The sequence below is a fragment of the Amycolatopsis sp. NPDC052450 genome, from assembly GCF_044547565.1.
Classification (GTDB): Bacteria; Actinomycetota; Actinomycetes; order Mycobacteriales; family Pseudonocardiaceae; genus Amycolatopsis.
Map to the genome: position 1 here is coordinate 116,566 of NZ_JBIUAQ010000013.1, position 16,297 is coordinate 132,862.

At 69.7% G+C, this 16,297-nt stretch carries 15 protein-coding genes; 10 read left to right on the forward strand and 5 right to left on the reverse strand.

The window, feature by feature from the left end; all coding sequences use genetic code 11:
* Position 1: 1 nt before the first annotated feature.
* Together ACIHAO_RS22650 and ACIHAO_RS22655 are read left to right on the forward strand one after the other, a co-directional pair.
* Positions 2–364, forward strand: coding sequence for a DUF1304 domain-containing protein (locus ACIHAO_RS22650; protein WP_396560748.1), 363 nt, complete (start codon positions 2–4; stop codon positions 362–364).
* Between the two features lie 111 nt (positions 365–475).
* Complete coding sequence (locus ACIHAO_RS22655) at positions 476–1,342, forward strand: hypothetical protein (protein ID WP_396560750.1); 867 nt, start codon at positions 476–478, stop codon at positions 1,340–1,342.
* A gap of 70 nt (positions 1,343–1,412) precedes the next feature.
* Here the strand turns inward: ACIHAO_RS22655 and ACIHAO_RS22660 are convergent, their stop codons facing one another.
* Entirely contained in the window at positions 1,413–2,018 is a 606-nt protein-coding gene (locus ACIHAO_RS22660; RefSeq protein ID WP_396560752.1) for a TetR family transcriptional regulator, read from the reverse strand.
* A 95-nt stretch (positions 2,019–2,113) separates the two neighbouring features.
* On the opposite strand from ACIHAO_RS22660, the gene ACIHAO_RS22665 reads away from it, so the two are divergent.
* The 5 genes from ACIHAO_RS22665 (at position 2,114) to trpA (ending at position 7,260) form a co-directional block, all read left to right on the forward strand.
* Positions 2,114–3,676: an anthranilate synthase component I gene (locus ACIHAO_RS22665; RefSeq protein WP_396560754.1), complete on the forward strand. Its 1,563-nt coding sequence runs from the start codon at positions 2,114–2,116 to the stop codon at positions 3,674–3,676.
* Positions 3,669–4,244, forward strand: coding sequence for a Trp biosynthesis-associated membrane protein (locus ACIHAO_RS22670; RefSeq protein WP_396560756.1), 576 nt, complete (start codon positions 3,669–3,671; stop codon positions 4,242–4,244). Before ACIHAO_RS22665 ends, ACIHAO_RS22670 begins: the two co-directional genes overlap by 8 nt.
* A 192-nt stretch (positions 4,245–4,436) precedes the next feature.
* Positions 4,437–5,246: an indole-3-glycerol phosphate synthase TrpC gene (trpC, locus tag ACIHAO_RS22675; protein ID WP_126733705.1), complete on the forward strand. Its 810-nt coding sequence runs from the start codon at positions 4,437–4,439 to the stop codon at positions 5,244–5,246.
* Positions 5,243–6,472, forward strand: a complete 1,230-nt coding sequence (gene trpB / locus ACIHAO_RS22680; protein ID WP_125794919.1) for a tryptophan synthase subunit beta — start codon at positions 5,243–5,245, stop codon at positions 6,470–6,472. The genes trpC and trpB overlap by 4 nt, the downstream gene beginning before the upstream one ends.
* On the forward strand, positions 6,469–7,260 hold the full coding sequence (gene trpA, locus ACIHAO_RS22685; protein ID WP_396560759.1) for a tryptophan synthase subunit alpha: 792 nt from the start codon (positions 6,469–6,471) through the stop codon (positions 7,258–7,260). The genes trpB and trpA overlap by 4 nt, the downstream gene beginning before the upstream one ends.
* A gap of 21 nt (positions 7,261–7,281) precedes the next feature.
* Here the strand turns inward: trpA and ACIHAO_RS22690 are convergent, their stop codons facing one another.
* Complete coding sequence (locus tag ACIHAO_RS22690; RefSeq protein WP_396560761.1) at positions 7,282–8,655, reverse strand: glutamine synthetase; 1,374 nt, start codon at positions 8,653–8,655, stop codon at positions 7,282–7,284.
* Between the two features lie 96 nt (positions 8,656–8,751).
* Here ACIHAO_RS22690 and ACIHAO_RS22695 point away from each other — a divergent pair, with 96 nt between their 5' ends.
* Genes ACIHAO_RS22695 through lgt form a run of 3 tightly spaced genes read left to right on the forward strand, consistent with a single transcriptional unit; the run spans position 8,752 to position 12,130 of the window.
* Positions 8,752–9,894: an amidohydrolase family protein gene (locus ACIHAO_RS22695; RefSeq protein ID WP_396560763.1), complete on the forward strand. Its 1,143-nt coding sequence runs from the start codon at positions 8,752–8,754 to the stop codon at positions 9,892–9,894.
* Positions 9,891–11,060: a M20 family metallopeptidase gene (locus ACIHAO_RS22700; protein WP_396560765.1), complete on the forward strand. Its 1,170-nt coding sequence runs from the start codon at positions 9,891–9,893 to the stop codon at positions 11,058–11,060. Before ACIHAO_RS22695 ends, ACIHAO_RS22700 begins: the two co-directional genes overlap by 4 nt.
* A 29-nt stretch (positions 11,061–11,089) precedes the next feature.
* Entirely contained in the window at positions 11,090–12,130 is a 1,041-nt protein-coding gene (gene lgt, locus ACIHAO_RS22705) for a prolipoprotein diacylglyceryl transferase (protein ID WP_396560767.1), read from the forward strand.
* Between the two features lie 256 nt (positions 12,131–12,386).
* Here the strand turns inward: lgt and ACIHAO_RS22710 are convergent, their stop codons facing one another.
* From ACIHAO_RS22710 to ACIHAO_RS22720, 3 genes are all read right to left on the reverse strand, one after another.
* Entirely contained in the window at positions 12,387–13,451 is a 1,065-nt protein-coding gene (locus tag ACIHAO_RS22710) for a diacylglycerol kinase (protein WP_396560769.1), read from the reverse strand.
* Positions 13,452–13,462: 11 nt separating this feature from the next.
* Complete coding sequence (locus ACIHAO_RS22715) at positions 13,463–14,248, reverse strand: SDR family oxidoreductase (protein ID WP_396560771.1); 786 nt, start codon at positions 14,246–14,248, stop codon at positions 13,463–13,465.
* Positions 14,249–14,315: 67 nt separating this feature from the next.
* The gene (locus ACIHAO_RS22720; RefSeq protein WP_396560773.1) at positions 14,316–16,079 is read right to left on the reverse strand and encodes a hypothetical protein; all 1,764 of its coding nucleotides are present in this window, start codon (positions 16,077–16,079) and stop codon (positions 14,316–14,318) included.
* Positions 16,080–16,297 lie beyond the last annotated feature (218 nt).

Genomic DNA, 16,297 nt, shown 5'->3' on the forward strand with positions numbered 1-16,297 from the left:
CGTGAATGTCGTCGCCAATGTGCTTGTCGGCATCGTGGCCCTGATCCACCTGTACATCGTCGTGCTCGAGATGTTCCTGTGGACCACGCCGCGCGCCCGCGCGTCCTTCGGCACCACCGAGGAGTTCGCGAAGGAAAGCTCCGCGCTCGCGGCGAATCAGGGGCTGTACAACGGTTTCCTCGCCGCCGCGCTGATCTGGGGCCTGATCGCGACCGGCAGCACCGCCTGGCAGTTCAAGATCTTCGGCCTCGCCTGCGTGATCGTGGCCGGGCTCTACGGGACGGCGACGGCCAGTAAGAAGATCTTCTTCGTGCAGGTGGTCCCTGGCACGCTGGCGCTGATCGCGGTGCTGGCCGCGGGCTGACGGCTCCGGGACACCTGCTCACTTGCACGCTCGGCCGGTGTTCGCGGTTGCCTCGGTGCGACAGTGAACTCGTTATCCTGGAAAGCCGCTGTTCCCGGCTATTCTCACCGGATGAAACCGGGGGCAGGGAAGAGAAGATCGGTCAAGGGCGACCGCCCGAGAAGACGTCCGCGCGTCGCCGGGCGGCCTCGGTCCACTTCGGACGGTGCTGTCGCCGAAGACTTCGCCGCGCCGGCGATCCACGACGATGTGGCCGTCCCGCTGATCGGGAAACTGTCGCACTTCAAGGTGCGCGCGCTGGCGTTCACCGTGCTGTGGCTGGCTTTCTTCGTCGCCTGTCAGGTGGGTACCGACCAGCTGCGGCAGGAGTCCGTGAAGCTGGCGAACACCGGCGTCCACGTGAAGGGCACGGTACAAAAGGTCGAGGGGTACACCGAACCGGACAGCGTCAAGCTCACGCTCACCTATCCCGCCGGTTCGGCGCCGCGCACGATCGCGATACCTGTCTCGGCGAAGCACGGGTACAAGATCGGGGACAAGGTCTCTCTGGCCTACGCGTCAGGGGAGCCCAAGAAGCTCGTCGTGTTCGAAGGGCGGGTCGTCTTCAACCATCCGTTCGAATTGCTGACGCCGTTGTCCTTCTCCGCCTTCGTGGGTATTCCGATTTGCCTGTACGCGGCCTGGCTCTGGCGGAGCCGGTATCGCTCGGCCCTGAAGACCGGCTTGCGCGAGGCCACGGCGACCGTGCGGCCCGGCTGGCTGTTCCCCAGGATCGACGTCTACCTCGAGCACGACTACAAACTGCTCCAGACACGACGGTCCCTGCGGATCGCGCCCCGGTTCAAGGGACTCGAGAAGGTGCCCGTCTTCATCGGCGGCGAGGAAACGGACATGATCGTGATCTTCCCGCGCGGACGGTTCCTCAAGGACCGGCTCCACACCGTCCCCGCCAAGGAGATCGAGCCGGACACCGACTGAATCGGCCGACACGTGTGTCGTCCGTCCAATCACGCGAAACCGCCTCACGTGCCCGGCGGCACCGACTGAATCAGTCGATCTTCCCGGTCAGGTAGCGCTGCATCGTCGGCGCGATCGCGGTCACCAGCGGCTCGATCTCGCTCGAAGCCATCGGCTCGAACTTCGCGACGTACCGGACCATGCCCATGCCGACCAGCTGGGACGCGCACAGGGTCGTCCGCAGTTCGATGGCGTCCGAGCCGATGTCGCCGATCACCTTGGTGAAGAAGTTCTGGAAGAAGCCGCGCAGCACCTGTGCCGCCTGCTCGTGGCCGGCGACGCTGCGGACGAGGGCCTGGAACACGTCGCCGCCCGCGCCGTCCCATCGGGTGAGGAAGGTCCGCACGATCCGCTGCCCGAACTCCTCGTCGGGGCCGTCGGTCAGTTCGGCGAGGAGTTCGCGCGGGTCGAAGGGGAGCTCCAGGATGGCTTGTCCGAAGAGGCCTTCCTTGCTGCCGAACCAGTGGTTGACCATTGCCGCGTCCACCCCGGCCCGGGTCGCGATCGCGCGTACGGTCGCGCCGTCGAAGCCGCTCTCCCCGAACACCACGCGCGCCGCCTCGATCAGCGCGGTGCGGGTGTCCTGTCCGCCGGGCCGCCGTCCCCGGCGCCGAGCGGTAGTGTCTTCTCCAGCCATGGCGTCATCATGAACGGACCCGGCGCAAAATTCAACAATACTTGAATTTTGCCCCCGGTCCCGGGCTCCCCGGCCTTTGCAGCACAATGAGCGGCATGGTCAGCGCCGCAAACGCCAGCCCGTCGGGGCTCGGCTCGGTCAGCCCTTCGCGCGACGAGTTCCGCGCACTCGCCGAGGGCCGTCGCGTCATCCCCGTTGTCCGCCGCGTGCTCGCCGACGGTGAGACCCCCATCGGGGTCTACCGCAAGCTCGCCGCCGACCGGCCGGGGACCTTCCTCTTCGAATCGGCGGAGAACGGCGCTTCGTGGAGCCGATGGTCGTTCATCGGCGTCGACAGCCCGGCCGCGTTGACCGTGCGTGACGGCAAGGCCGTCTGGACGGGCACCCCGCCGGTCGGCCTGCCGACCGAAGGCGACCCGCTCACCGTGCTGCGCGAGACCGTCGCCGCGCTCCACACCGAGCAGCTGCCCGGGATGCCGCCGCTCACCGGCGGCATGGTCGGCTACATCGGCTACGACGCCGTCCGCTGGCTCGAACGGCTCCCCGAACTCGCCGAGCGCGACCTCGACATCCCCGAGCTCACCATGCTCCTGGCGACCGACCTGGCCGCCTTCGACCATCACGAGGGCACCGTCACGCTGATCGCCAACGCGGTCAACTGGGACGACTCGCCCGAGCGTGTCGACGCGGCGTACGACGACGCCGTCTCGCGGTTGAACGCGATGACCAAGCAACTGCACGTCGCGGCTCCCGCCACAGCCGCCGTCTTCGACCGCCCCGCGCCCGAATTCACGCGCCGCCGCTCCAAGCCGGACTTCCACGCGGCCGTCGAGAAGGCCGTCGAGGCGATCAAGGCGGGCGAAGCGTTCCAAATCGTGCCGTCGCAACGATTCGAGATCGAGACCCAGGCCGACGCGCTCGACGTCTACCGCGTCCTGCGCACGTCCAATCCGAGCCCGTACATGTACCTGCTGCGCCTGGACGGTTTCGACATCGTCGGGTCCAGCCCGGAGTCGCTGGTCACCGTCCGGGACGGCCGCGCGACCACGCATCCGATCGCGGGCACCCGCTGGCGCGGCGCCGATCCGGAGGAGGACGCGCAGCTGGCCAAGGACCTGCTCGCGGACGAGAAGGAACGCGCCGAGCATCTGATGCTCGTCGACCTCGGCCGCAACGACCTCGGCAAGGTCTGCAAGCCCGGCACCGTGCGCGTCGTCGACTTCTTCGACGTCGAGCGCTACAGCCACGTCATGCACATCGTCTCCACGGTCACCGGCGAACTCCTCGACGACAAGACGGCCTTCGACGCGGTCACCGCCTGTTTCCCGGCCGGGACGCTCTCGGGCGCGCCGAAGGTCCGCGCGATGCAGCTGATCGAGGAGCTGGAGCCGACCCGCAGGGCGCTCTACGGCGGCGTCGTCGGATATCTCGACTTCGCCGGGGACGCCGACACCGCGATCGCGATCCGCACCGCGCTGATGAAGGACGGCACCGCGTACGTCCAGGCGGGCGGCGGAGTCGTCGCCGATTCGGTGGCCGACTACGAGGACAACGAGTCGCTCAACAAGGCCCGCACCGTGCTGTCCGCCGTGGCGGCGGCGCAGACGATGATCGCGGCGGACGAACTCGACCCGGCGGGTGACAGCACCCGTGTCTGAGGCCCCGGAAGACGCCGCCCCGCCGTCGAAGAAGGCCAAGCGTCCACTGTGGATCGCCGTGGTGGGCCTGCTCCTCGGCGCGGTCGCGTTGTGGGGTTCTTCGCGGCTCGTGTGGTTCGCGGAGTTCCGTGACGGCGGCGTGCGCGGCACGGTGCTGTACACGGAAACCGGTTCACAACGTGCGGTCGCGCTGATTCCGCTCGCGTTGCTGGCGCTCGCCGGCACGGCGGGACTGATCGCCACCGGCGGCTGGCCACGCCGGGTGCTCGGCGTGGTACTCGCCGTGTCCGGGGTCGCCGCGGTGTGGATCGGCGTGGCCGGCGGCTCGGTGAGCGGGTTCGCCGACGGCCTCCCGGTCGCCCAGATGCTGGGAGCCCGCGGCCTCGCGATCCTCGGGGGAATTCTCGTGACAGCCGGGGGGTTGGCAGCCATCAAGGGCGCGGGCCGGATGCCGCGTCTCGGCGCGAAGTACTCGGCGCCGGGAGCGAAGAAGCGCGCCGCGAAGGATCCGGAGACCGAGCTGTGGGAGGCGCTGTCCGAAGGCGAAGATCCCACCGCGAGCCGGTGATGGCCGCGGAAAACGCGCGTTTTCGAGATCTACGCCGCGAAAGATGACACGGTTGGCATTCGGAGCAACGGACATACCCGGAACCAGGCCGTATCCGTGCGGGGGTTAGCATCGTTTCGGCGGGAAGGGGAAGGTTTTTGTGAGCGACCTTGCGAAGGAATCCGTGAGTACGACAGCCGGTGAGGGACTCCGGTGAGCGTGCTCGAAGACATCGTCGCCGGCGTCCGTGCCGATCTCGCCGAGCGCGAGGCGGTTCTGCCGTTCGACGAACTGAAGAAGCGCGCGACCCAGGTCGCGCCCCCTCGAGACGTGCTCGCGGCTCTGCGCGAGTCCGGTATCGGCGTCATCGCCGAGGTGAAGCGGCGCAGCCCGTCCAAGGGCGAGCTGGCCGAGATCCCGGATCCGGCCGCGCTGGCGAAGGACTACGCCGACGGCGGCGCCCGGGTGATCAGCGTGCTGACCGAGCAGCGGCGGTTCGGCGGTTCGCTCGCCGACCTCGACGCGGTCCGCGCGGCGGTGGACATCCCGGTGCTGCGCAAGGACTTCATCGTCAGCCCGTACCAGGTCCACGAGGCGCGGCTGCACGGCGCGGACATGGTCCTGCTGATCGTGGCGGCGCTGGAGCAGAACGCCCTGATCGCGTTGCTGGACCGGGTCGAATCCCTCGGGATGACCGCGCTGGTCGAGATCCACAACGCCGAAGAGGCCGACAAGGCCCTCGAAGCCGGCGCGAAGGTGATCGGCGTCAACGCCCGCAACCTGCACACCCTCGAGGTCGATCGTGACGTATTCTCGCGGCTGGCCCCCGGCCTGCCGATGGACGTTTTCAAGATCGCCGAGTCGGGTGTCCGCGGTCCCGGTGACCTGATGTCCTACGCGGGTCACGGCGCCGACGCCGTCCTCGTGGGCGAAGGGCTCGTCGCTTCGGGCGACCCGAAGGGCGCGCTGGTCAAGCTCGTCACCGCCGGATCGCACCCTGCCTGCCCGAGGCCTTCTCGATGACCACCGAGTACCACGAAGAACCCCACGGCAAGCACGATCCGGACGACCGGGGCTACTACGGCCCGTACGGCGGCCGGTTCATGCCCGAGGCTCTCATCGGCGTCGTCGACGAGGTCGCGGCCGAGTACGACAAGGCGCGGAACGACCCGGACTTCGTCAACGAGTTCCGGCGGCTTCTGCGTGACTACGCCGGTCGTCCGTCGCTGCTCACCGAGGCCAAGCGCTTCGGTGAGCACGCCGGCGGCGCCCGGATCTTCCTCAAGCGCGAGGATCTGAACCACACCGGTTCGCACAAGATCAACAACGTGCTGGGCCAGGCGTTGCTCACCAAGCGGATGGGCAAGAAGCGGGTCATCGCCGAGACCGGGGCCGGTCAGCACGGCGTGGCCACCGCCACCGCCTGCGCGCTGCTGGACCTGGAATGCATCGTCTACATGGGCGAGGTCGACACCGAGCGGCAGGCGCTGAACGTCGCCCGCATGAAGCTGCTCGGCGCCGAGGTCATCCCGGTGAAGACCGGTTCGCGCACGCTCAAGGACGCGATCAACGAGGCCCTGCGCGACTGGGTCACCAACGCCGACACCACGCACTACCTGTTCGGCACGGCGGCGGGCCCGTACCCGTTCCCGATGATGGTGCGGAACTTCCACAAGATCATCGGCGAGGAGGCCCGCGTCCAGATCCTGGAGCAGGCCGGCCGCCTGCCGGACGCCGTCGCGGCCTGCGTCGGCGGCGGATCCAACGCGATCGGCATCTTCCACGGCTTCATCGACGACCCGGAAGTCCGCCTCGTCGGTCTCGAGCCGGGCGGCGAAGGCATCGAGGGCAACCGCCACGGCGCCACGCTGACCAAGGGCACCCCCGGCAACCTGCACGGCGCGATGACGTACCTGCTGCAGGACGAGGACGGCCAGACCGTCGAGTCGCACTCGATCTCCGCGGGCCTCGACTACCCGGGCGTCGGCCCGGAGCACTCGTGGCTCAAGGACAGCGGCCGCGCCGAGTACCGGCCGGTGACCGACGCCGAGGCGATGGACGCGTTCAAGCTGCTTTCGCGCACCGAAGGCATCATCCCGGCGATCGAGTCGGCGCACGCGCTGGCGGGCGCGCTGGTGCTCGGCCGTGAACTCGGCCCCGAGGGCTTGATCATCGTGAACCTGTCCGGTCGTGGCGACAAGGACATGGACACGGCCGCGAAGTACTTCGGCCTGGTGGAGAACGCATGAGCGGGTTGAGTGACGTCTTCGCCAAGACTCGCGAAGAGGGTCGCGGAGCGCTGATCGGGTACCTCCCGGCGGGCTTCCCGACGGTCGACGGGTCGAAGGACCTGCTGGCCGCGGTGGTCGACGGCGGCGCCGACCTGGTCGAGGTGGGCGTGCCCTACTCGGACCCGGTCATGGACGGCCCGACCATCCAGGCCGCGTCGGTGAGCGCGCTCTCCGGCGGCTTCAAGCTCAAGCACCTCTTCGAGGTCGTCGAGTCGGTGTCGTCGCGCGGCGGCAAGGCCGTCGTGATGACGTACTGGAACCCGGTGCACCGCTACGGCGTCGACCGCTTCGCGCGGGACCTCGCCGCCGCGGGCGGGCTCGGCATGATCACCCCGGACCTGATCCCGGACGAGGCCGACGAGTGGATGGCCGCCTCCGAACAGCATGGTCTGGACCGCATCTTCCTGGTCGCGCCGTCCTCCTCGGAGGAGCGGATCGCGAAGACCGTCGAGGCTTCTTCGGGCTTCGTGTACGCCACCGCGGTGATGGGCGTGACAGGCGCCCGTGACCAGGTCGGCGTGCACGCCGAGGACCTGGTCGCGCGGACCCGCGCGCATACGGACCTGCCGATCGGTGTCGGGCTCGGCGTCCGTTCCGGCGAGCAGGCGGCGCAGGTCGCCGGTTTCGCCGACGGTGTCATCGTCGGCTCGGCGCTGGTGACCGCCGCCGCGAGCGGACTGGACGCGGTTCGCGAGCTTTCGGCCGAACTGGCCGCCGGTGTACGGAAGACCGTCGCCCCCGCTTGATCCGAAGGCGCGGCGGTGGTCTCAGTGCCGCCACCGCTGCGCCGCGGTGATCTCCTCCGGGCTCGCGAGCGCGAACCGCTCGATCTCCGCCCGTCGCACGTCCACGATCGTCGTCGCCAGCGGCGCGCCGAACGCGGCGGTCAGTTCCTTGTCCGCCTCGAAGGCCATGACGGCCTCCTCCAACCGGAGAGGCAGCCGCTCGATCCCGCGCGCGGCGCGTTCGGCCTCGGTCAGCGTTCCCGGATCGACGTCCACCGGTTCCGGCAGTGCCGCCTCCTCGTCGACGCCCGCCAGCCCGGCGAACAGCAGGGCGGCCGCCAGCAGATACGGATTCGCGGTCAGATCGAAGCATTTGATCTCGAGGTTCGCCGCCGAGTCCCGGTTCCCGGCGACCCCGCACACCAGCCGCAGCGGCGTCTCCCGGTTCTCCAGTCCCCACGCGGTGTACACGCCGGCCCAGTGGTGCGGCTCCAGCCGCAGGTAGCTGACGACCGACGGCGCCCCGATCGCGAGCAGCGCGGGCAGCCGCCGCAGAATGCCCGCGCTGAACGACTCGGCGACCGGCGTCAGCCCGAAAACCCGTTCCCCGCCGGAGAAAAGGTTCCGTGCGCCGTCCAAGACGCTCAGATGCACGTGGCCGCCGTTGCCGACGCCGGCGGGCGCGAACTTCGGGGTGAAGGACGCTTTCAGCCCGTGCCGGTGGCTGAGCGAGCGGATCGTTTCCTTCGTCAGGACGGCGATGTCGGCCGCGCGCACCGGATCGGCCGCGGCGACGGACAGTTCGAACTGGCCGTCGGCGTACTCGGGATGGATCTGTTCCACCCCGGCGCCCTGTTGGTCCAAAGTGGACACCAGGGCGCGGAGATAGTCCGCGTGCTCGGAAAGCCTCGCGTAGCCGTACGCCGGTCCCGCGGTGGCGGACGTCGGATCGTCCGGGGCGTCGGCGCCGGTGATCACCCATTCGATCTCGAAACTCATCCGTGCCCGATGCCCGCGCGCGGCGAGCCGGTCCACCGCCGTCGCCAGCAGGGCACGCGGATCCTGCGGATGCGGCTCGCCCTCCTGGTCGAGTTTCGTCACCGGCGCCCATGCCCAGCCGGGCTGCCCGGCGAGCACGGTCAGCGCGTCGAGGTCCGGATGCAGCCGCAGGTCACCGACCGGGCCGAGGGAATGCTCACCGCCGGTGATGACGTCGTCCGACCCGAAGAAGTCGAAGGACTTCGAAGCGCCGACACCCCACGCCGCCGCCGACGGCAGCTTCCGCAACGGGACCGCCTTGACCCGCGCGATCCCGGCGTTGTCCACGAAGGTCAGCGCCACGAGTTCGACACCCCGCGACCGGAGCTCCGCGGTGAGGGCGGTCGCGCGGGCGGTCAGTGCTTCCCGGTTCACCATGGTTCCTCATCCTGGCCCCATTCCGAGCCCCTTGCCACGCCCGGATCCGGTCATAGGGTGAGGCCGCACTCGTCGACCACGAGAAGGGACGCGCTCATGCCGGGAACCCCGATTCTGCCGTTCGTCGCCCGGACGAGGCTGGTGGACCACCACTGCCACGGCGTCGTCACCGGCGATCTCGGCCGGATCGAGTTCGAACAACTGCTCACCGAGGCCGACACCGTCTCTTCGCTGGGCACGACGTTGTTCGACTCGCTGATCGGGCTCGCGGTCCGGGCCCGCTGCGCGCCCGTGCTCGACCTGCCGCCGCACGTCCCGGCCGAGGTCTACCTGGCCCGCCGCGCCGAACTGGGCGCCGCCGAGGTCAACGCGCGGTTCCTGCGCGCCACCGGCACGACCGAATTCCTGCTCGACGGCGGCTTCCTGCCGGACACGCTGACCACGACCGAGCAGTTCACGGCCCTGTCCGGCGCCCGTGCGCGGGACATCGTCCGGCTCGAACAGGTCGCCGAAGCGGTGATCGGATCCACCACCGCCGCCGGATTCGCCTCGGCCTTCGCCGGGGAACTGGCGAGACGCGCCACGACGGCCGTCGGGTTCAAGTCCATCGCCGCCTACCGGGTCGGCCTCGACCTGGCGGGGGAGCGGCCGACGGACGCGGAAGTCACCGAAGCGGCCGGCCGCTGGCTGGCGCGGATCGAGGCGGGCGAACCGGTCCGGCTCGCGGACGAGGTGCTGCACCGGTTCCTGATCTGGACCGGCGTCGACCTGGCCCTGCCGATCCAGTTCCACGTGGGCTTCGGCGACTCCGACGTCGACCTGCACCGCTGCGATCCGCTGCTGCTCACCGGGCTGCTGCGGGCCACCCGGTCACGCGGGGTGCCGATCATGCTGCTGCACAACTATCCCTTCCACCGGAACGCCGCGTATCTGGCGCAGGTGTTCGAGCACGTGTTCATCGACGTGGGACTCGCGACGCACAACGCCGGTCATCGTGCGCCCGCGATCATCGCGGAGACAATGGAGATCGTGCCGTTCGGGAAGCTGCTGTTCTCCACGGACGCGTTCGGGCTGGCCGAGCTGTACCACCTCGGCACCGCGCTGTTCCGGCAGGGACTGTCGGATTTCCTGTACGCGGGGCTCACCGCGGACGTACTGTCCGAAGTGGACGCGCATCGGATAGCGGCGCTGGTGGGGCACCGCAACGCCGAACGGGTGTACGGGCTGGAGGGGACATGACGGAACTGGACGAACTGCAGGACCGCTGGGAGGCCGCCGTCGAGGCGGAGCTGCCCTCCGCGATCGAACTGCGGCACCGGGTGCACGCCGATCCCCGCGCGTCGGGGGACGAAGAGGACACGGCGCGGATGCTCGTCGAGGCGCTCGGCGCCGACGAAGGGGTCCGGGTCGCCAAGACCGGCCGCGCGGTGCTGTTCCCTGGCACCGGGGCGGGACCGGCGGTGGCGCTGCGCACGGAACTGGACGCGCTGCCGGTCACCGAGCGCACCGGGGTCCCGTGGGCTTCGGAGACGCCGTTGATGCACGCGTGCGGGCACGACGTGCACATGGCCGCGCTCGTCGCGACCTGCCGCGCGGCGGCCGTCGTCGGGGTACCGCGGCCGCTGCTCGCGCTCCTGCAGCCGCGTGAGGAGACGTCGCCGTCCGGCGCGCTGGACATCGTCGAATCCGGCGTGCTCACCGAGTACGGCGTCGAAGCCGTCATCGGCGCGCACGTCCAGCCCCGGCTCGCGGCGGGAGTGGTGTCGGCGGTGCCGGGACCGGTCAACGCCTCCACCGACGAGTTCGAGGTCGTCGTCCGCGGCCAGGGCGGGCACGCCGGATACCCGCACCTCCTGCGCGATCCGATCCTCGCGCTCAGCCAGATCGTGGTGAGCCTGCAGCAGCTCGCGAGCCGCCGGGTCGACCCGGTGTTCGGCGCGGTCTGCTCGGTCGGCCGGATCGCGGCGGGGGCGACCGCGAACGTCGTGCCGAACGAGGCCCGCCTGTCCGGTTCGCTGCGGCTGATGCGCGCCGAAGACCGCGACCTCGCGCTGGAGGGGCTCGCCGAGGTCGTCCACGGCACCGCGAAGGCACACGGCTGCCGGGCGGAGCTCGAAATCAGCCCGTGCGAACCCGTACTGCACAACGACGCCGGGCTCACCCAGCACGCGCACCGCCGGCTCGTCCGGGCCGGGGCGGGCGTCGACACCGATTTCCGGTCGTTCGGCGCCGACGACTTCGCGCACTACTGCGGGACGACGCGCGGGCTGATGATGTTCGTCGGCCTCGGCGACACCGCGGGCGCGCCGAGCCTGCACGACGAACTGTTCCTGCCGCCGGACACCGCCGTCGGACACGTCGCGTCCGCGCTGATCGCGGGCTATTTGGCCGCCGTCGAGGGCTGACGCCCCCAAGAAGACGGCGAAGCGCTACGGTGGCCGACGTGAATACCGCCTCGGCAGCGTTCCTCGCGACCATCCCCAGTCCCGACCAGGGCGTCTGGCATATCGGGCCGGTCCCGATCCGGGCCTACGCGCTCTGCATCATCGCCGGCATCATCGTGGCGATCTGGCTGGGCGAGCGGCGCTGGGTGAACCGCGGCGGCACGAAGGGCACCGTCATCGACGTCGCCGTCTTCGCGGTGCCGTTCGGCCTGGTCGGCGGGCGGTTGTACCACGTCATCACCGACAACCAGCTGTACTTCGGCGAGGGCAAGAACCCGATCAACGCGCTGAAGATCTGGGACGGCGGCCTCGGCATCTGGGGCGCCATCGCGCTCGGCGCCGTCGGCGCGCTGATCGCCTGCCGCCGCCGGGGCATCCCGCTACCCGCGATGGCCGACGCGCTCGCGCCCGGGATCGTGATCGCACAGGCGATCGGCCGGCTCGGCAACTACTTCAACCAGGAACTCTACGGCGCGCACACGACTCTGCCGTGGGGACTGGAGATCTACCAGCGCTACAACCCGACCAACCCGGACGACTTCCTGAACGGCATCGCGATCGGGCACGTCCCGCTGCCGGACAGCCCGGTGCACCCCACGTTCCTCTACGAACTGATCTGGAACCTCGGCGTCGCGCTGCTGATCATCTGGGCGGACAAGAAGTTCCGCCTCGGCCACGGCCGCGTGTTCGCGCTGTACGTCGCCGGGTACACCGCGGGCCGGTTCTGGATCGAGATGATGCGGACCGACACCGCGAACCACATCCTCGGCCTGCGGGTGAACGTGTGGACCTCGATCCTGCTGTTCGTCGCGGCCGTCGCGTACTTCATCCTGGCGGCCAAGCGAGGGCCGAGGGAGGCGCCGGAAACGCTGTGGAGCAAGGACGTGCCACGGGAAGACGCTCCGGTTTCTGTGGAGCCCTCTTCGGAGCCTTCCGAAGAACACGCCGACGTGGCCGCGGCTCCGGACACGGTCCGGGACTCGGCCGCAGACAAGGCGACCGAGGATCCGAAGCCCGAAGCGGAGAAGTAGCGCTCCGCTTTCACTCTTCCCGGCCCCGTCGCAAGCGCCATGAAAGAGCCTTTCCTTGCAAATTTCGCAAGGAAAGGCTCTTTCATGGCATCCGGAGCCCTCTCAAGTCCGTGAAGGCCTCCTTGAGAGACCCAGAGTCCCTCAAGGAGGCCTTCACGGACCTCAAGATCATCTCAACCGCCCCAGCAGTCTCAGCTTTCACAGCGGCCGCGCGTCATGCCTCGCCCGACCAGCCCTCACGGAACGGCCCAGCACGTCAGGGGGAGACCAGGCCTCGTCCCGTCACCAAGGGCAGGTCCAGCGCCGTCAGCAGCCCCGGCGGAGCCGCCACCACCGCCGGGATCGCGTTCACCAGCCGCATCGCGGTCGCCTTGAGCCCGGCCGTGTTGTGGTCGCCGTCGGTGCCGACCAGGCGCAGGTCCAGCACGTAGTGGGGCTCCCCGGACACCTGGACGCGGTAGCAGCCCTGCCCGGTCGGCTGCGGCCAGTCCGGCCCGAGGTCGCCGCGCAGGCGCGTGACGTGCTCCAGCACGCACACCGCCCGTCCGCCGCGCATGCCGCGCACTTCGAACCGCAGCGCCGCCGCCGTCCCCTCTTTGATCGTCCCCGAAGCGATCTCGAACGTTTCCGGGGCCGGAAGTCGTTCGTAGACCTCCTCGACGGAGTCGAGTTCGACGTCGAGTCCCGCCGCGAGCTGCCGCACGACGCTGCCCCAGGCCAGCGACAGCACGCCGGGCTGCAACAGCAGCGGCAGGTCGTCCATTTCGCGGCCGAAGCCCATGATGTCGAACAGAATCTTGCCGTTGTCGTACGTGGAGTAGTCGAGGATCTCCAGGCAGCGCACCTCGTCGATCCGTTCGCACACGCCGGTGAGCACGAGCGGCAGCCAGTCGTTGGCGAAACCGGGGTCGACACCGTTGACCCACAGCGAAGCGCCGCCTTCGCGGGCTGCCTCCCGGATCGGCTCGATCATCTCCGGCGGGACGACGCCTTCGGGGTACTGGAGGAACACCGGACTGCTGGACACCACGTTGATCCCCGCGCGCAGGAACCGTTTCAGGTCCTCGACGGCCTCTACGAGCCGGTCGTCGGCCATCGCCGTGTAGACGACACAGTCCGGCTTCAGCGCGATGAGCGCGTCCGCGTCGGTAGTCGCGGGGACGCCGAGCGGGCGGCCGAGGCCGGCCAGTTCCCCGGCGTCCACGCCCGCCTTGGCCTCGCTCGAGACCCAGACCCCGGCGAGTTCGAGGTCGGGGCGGGCGTCGATCCCGGCCAGCGCGTGGCGGCCGACGTTCCCGGTGCTCCACTGGACCACGCGCACGGCGTCGCCTCCTACAGATCGGGCAAGCCCAGTTCCAGGTTCGGGGCCTGCAATCCACCATCGACTTCGATGATCTTGCCGGTGACGTACCGGCCGGCCCGCGACGCCAGGAACACGACGGTGGCCGCGATGTCCTCGGCCTCGCCGATCCGGCGCAGGGGAGTGGCGGCCTCCATCCGGCCGCGGAGTTCGTCGTTGCCCACCACCACTTCGAGCGCGGAGGTCGCCACCGAGCCGACCGAGATCCCGTTCACCCGCACCTTCGGGGCGAGGTCGGCCGCCGCGAGGCGGGTGTAGTGCGCCAGCGCGGCCTTCGCCGTCCCGTACGCGGCGAAGCCCCGGCCGGTCACACGGCCCATGACCGACGAGATGTTGACGACCGATCCGCCCGACTCCAGTAAGGACGGTGCCGCCGCGACGGTCAGCGCGTGCGCGGTGGAGACGTTGAAGCGAAAGGCTTCTTCGAGGAAGTCGGCGGTGGTTTCCAGCAGTGGCCGGGGATAGGTGCCGCCGACGTTGTTGACCACCAGGTCGAGCCGTCCGAACTCCGCCGTGGCGATTCGCGCCAGTTCGCCCGCGGCGGCCGGGTCGCTCAGATCGGCGGGTACCACGTGGGCGCGTCTGCCGGTGGCCGCGACCAGGGCCGCGATGTCCTCGAGCTGGGCTTCGGTGCGGGACGAGATCACCACGTCGGCACCGGCTTCGGCGAGCGCCACGGCCGTCGCCGCGCCGATCCCGCGGCCGGCGCCGGTGACCACGGCGACCTGGTCGGTGAGCCGGAAACGGTCCAGGATCATGCGCGGAACTGTAACACGTTCTAGTGTGTCGGGCCCCGCTTCGCCGGGAAGCGGGGCCCGACGCGACCTAGCCGTTCACGATGAACACGTGCCGTCGTGGAGTGCTGGCACTGCCGTCCGCGTTGGTCGAGGTCACCTCGATGTTGTGGTAGCCGGCCTTGTCCGGAGTGAGCGAAATCGTCGCTGTCCCGTTCTCCGCGAGTACCGGGACGGGCTCGCCATAGTCCACTGTGTACACGAAGCCCGTGACGCCCGGCCGCGTCGACGTGAAGGTGAAGTCGCCGGGCACGCCGACGCCCCCGCCCGGCCGGTCCGCCGGATACGTGGAGCTGGAGACGGTCGGTGTGCCGTTCCCGAGTTCCACCATTCCGTCCCAGCGCTCGGACGTCCAGCCTTCACGGGTCCGGCCCGAAACGGTCAGAGAGGCCCATGGCATGGCCGGGGTGACCGTGACCGTCGCCGCGCCGTCCGGTCCGGCGGGAACGACGACATCGCCGGCCGCGCCGAAGTCGTAGACGTACTCGACGACGCCGGGCATCGCGCCGGGGGTGAAGTCGAGCCGCACCGGTTCGCCCGCCTTGACGTCGACGACATCGAACGCGACACCCGGTTTCGAAGACCGGGCCGAGAAGCCGTAGTGCGTGCCGGGGCCGAAGTTGCTCGCCCGGTCGACCGGCCACACCCTGAAGGCGTCGAACGGCACCGTCGGCGTGTACTGGACGGTCGCCACGCCGCCGGGGCGGTCCGCCGGGACGTAGCCGTTGCCGGTGGCGAAGCCGATGACGTCCTGATCGCCCTTGGCGTCGATCGTGAACTTGCCGGGGATCCCCACGAAGCCGTGCGGCGCGCCGTCGTTCGGGTAGTCGGCGGACGTCACGACCGGTGCGGAGGCGGGGGCGACCCGGTCCGCGATGAAGGAACAGGGCGCACTGGCGGGGCCCGTCAGTCCGTTATCGACACTGTCGACACCCTGCATGGTCCAGTGGTACACGCGGCCGTCGGTGATGAAATCGGCCGGGAGCCGGAACAGGACGTGGTGCGGTGCCGTGCCGGCGGAGCCGGGGCCCAGTTCCCGCCGGTTCGCGGGATCGTCGGCGGGCCAGATCGTCACCTTGGCGGCGACCTGGGACCGGTCCGGATCGTCCACGACGCCGGTGATCTGGACGGGGTTGTCCGGCGTGTACACCGGATCCGCGCCACAGGGTTTGTGGCCGACCATCAGGTTCGCCGGGACCGACGGAGGCCGGTTGTAATCGAGGTCGAGATGCAGGCGGTTCGCGACGCGCCTGCCGTAGGACGGGTCGAACCGGCGATCGTCCGGCATCCGCAGGGCGAGGGTCACCGACTCCTCGCCCGCGGCGAGCGCGGCCGAGACGGCCTGCGTCGCGTCCCATTCGACGCGGTCGCCCAGGCAACCGGCCGGTGCGCCGGGCCCCGGGAGCTTGACGCGTTCCTTCGGCTGACGCAACCAGGTCGGTGCCGTCGCCGGGTCGGTGACCCACATTTCGGTCACACGCGGCTTGGCGCAGTCGTTGGCGGCGGTCTCGGTCGCGTAAGCCTCCGCGTGTCCGACAACGGCGCCCCGGTACGGGCGCAGGTCGAAGGTGAAGTACGCCTTCGAAGCGTGAAACCCGTGGTCCCTCCACGCGCCCACCGGAACGTCCTTCCCGGCGGTGGTGAAGGTCTTCGTCGGCGACGACACGTCTGTGTGGACACCCTGCGACGACTCGGCGGTCCCGGTGGTGGCGGCGGCGGGCATGGCCGTGAGCAGCGCGGAGAACGCCACTGTGGCGGCTCCGAGCACGACGGATCTTCGAGCGATTTTGATCAACGAACCCCCTGGTGAAGTGATGTTTCCACCGGCTTGTCGATCAAGGGGGCGGTCAAGTTACCGCGACGGGCGGAATTGGGCCGGACGGCTCAGCCGGGCTCCAGGATGCGGAAGCCGCCGGGAGTGACTAGGGTCGCGTCACCGCGTCTCGTGACATCCCGGAACAAGACATATACTTAGCGGAACGAACTACTGTGACCTCATCAGGAACTGTGTCG

Coding starts and splice junctions, on each gene's coding strand:
- ACIHAO_RS22655 (WP_396560750.1), top strand. CDS start 476: ATGAAACCGGGGGCAGGGAAGAGAAGATCGGTCAAGGGCGACCGCCCG.
- ACIHAO_RS22690 (WP_396560761.1), bottom strand. CDS start 8,655: ATGGTGAACCGGGAAGCACTGACCGCCCGCGCGACCGCCCTCACCGCG.
- ACIHAO_RS22700 (WP_396560765.1), top strand. CDS start 9,891: ATGACGGAACTGGACGAACTGCAGGACCGCTGGGAGGCCGCCGTCGAG.
- ACIHAO_RS22665 (WP_396560754.1), top strand. CDS start 2,114: ATGGTCAGCGCCGCAAACGCCAGCCCGTCGGGGCTCGGCTCGGTCAGC.
- ACIHAO_RS22715 (WP_396560771.1), bottom strand. CDS start 14,248: ATGATCCTGGACCGTTTCCGGCTCACCGACCAGGTCGCCGTGGTCACC.
- ACIHAO_RS22695 (WP_396560763.1), top strand. CDS start 8,752: ATGCCGGGAACCCCGATTCTGCCGTTCGTCGCCCGGACGAGGCTGGTG.
- ACIHAO_RS22660 (WP_396560752.1), bottom strand. CDS start 2,018: ATGGCTGGAGAAGACACTACCGCTCGGCGCCGGGGACGGCGGCCCGGC.
- trpB (WP_125794919.1), top strand. CDS start 5,243: ATGACCACCGAGTACCACGAAGAACCCCACGGCAAGCACGATCCGGAC.
- trpA (WP_396560759.1), top strand. CDS start 6,469: ATGAGCGGGTTGAGTGACGTCTTCGCCAAGACTCGCGAAGAGGGTCGC.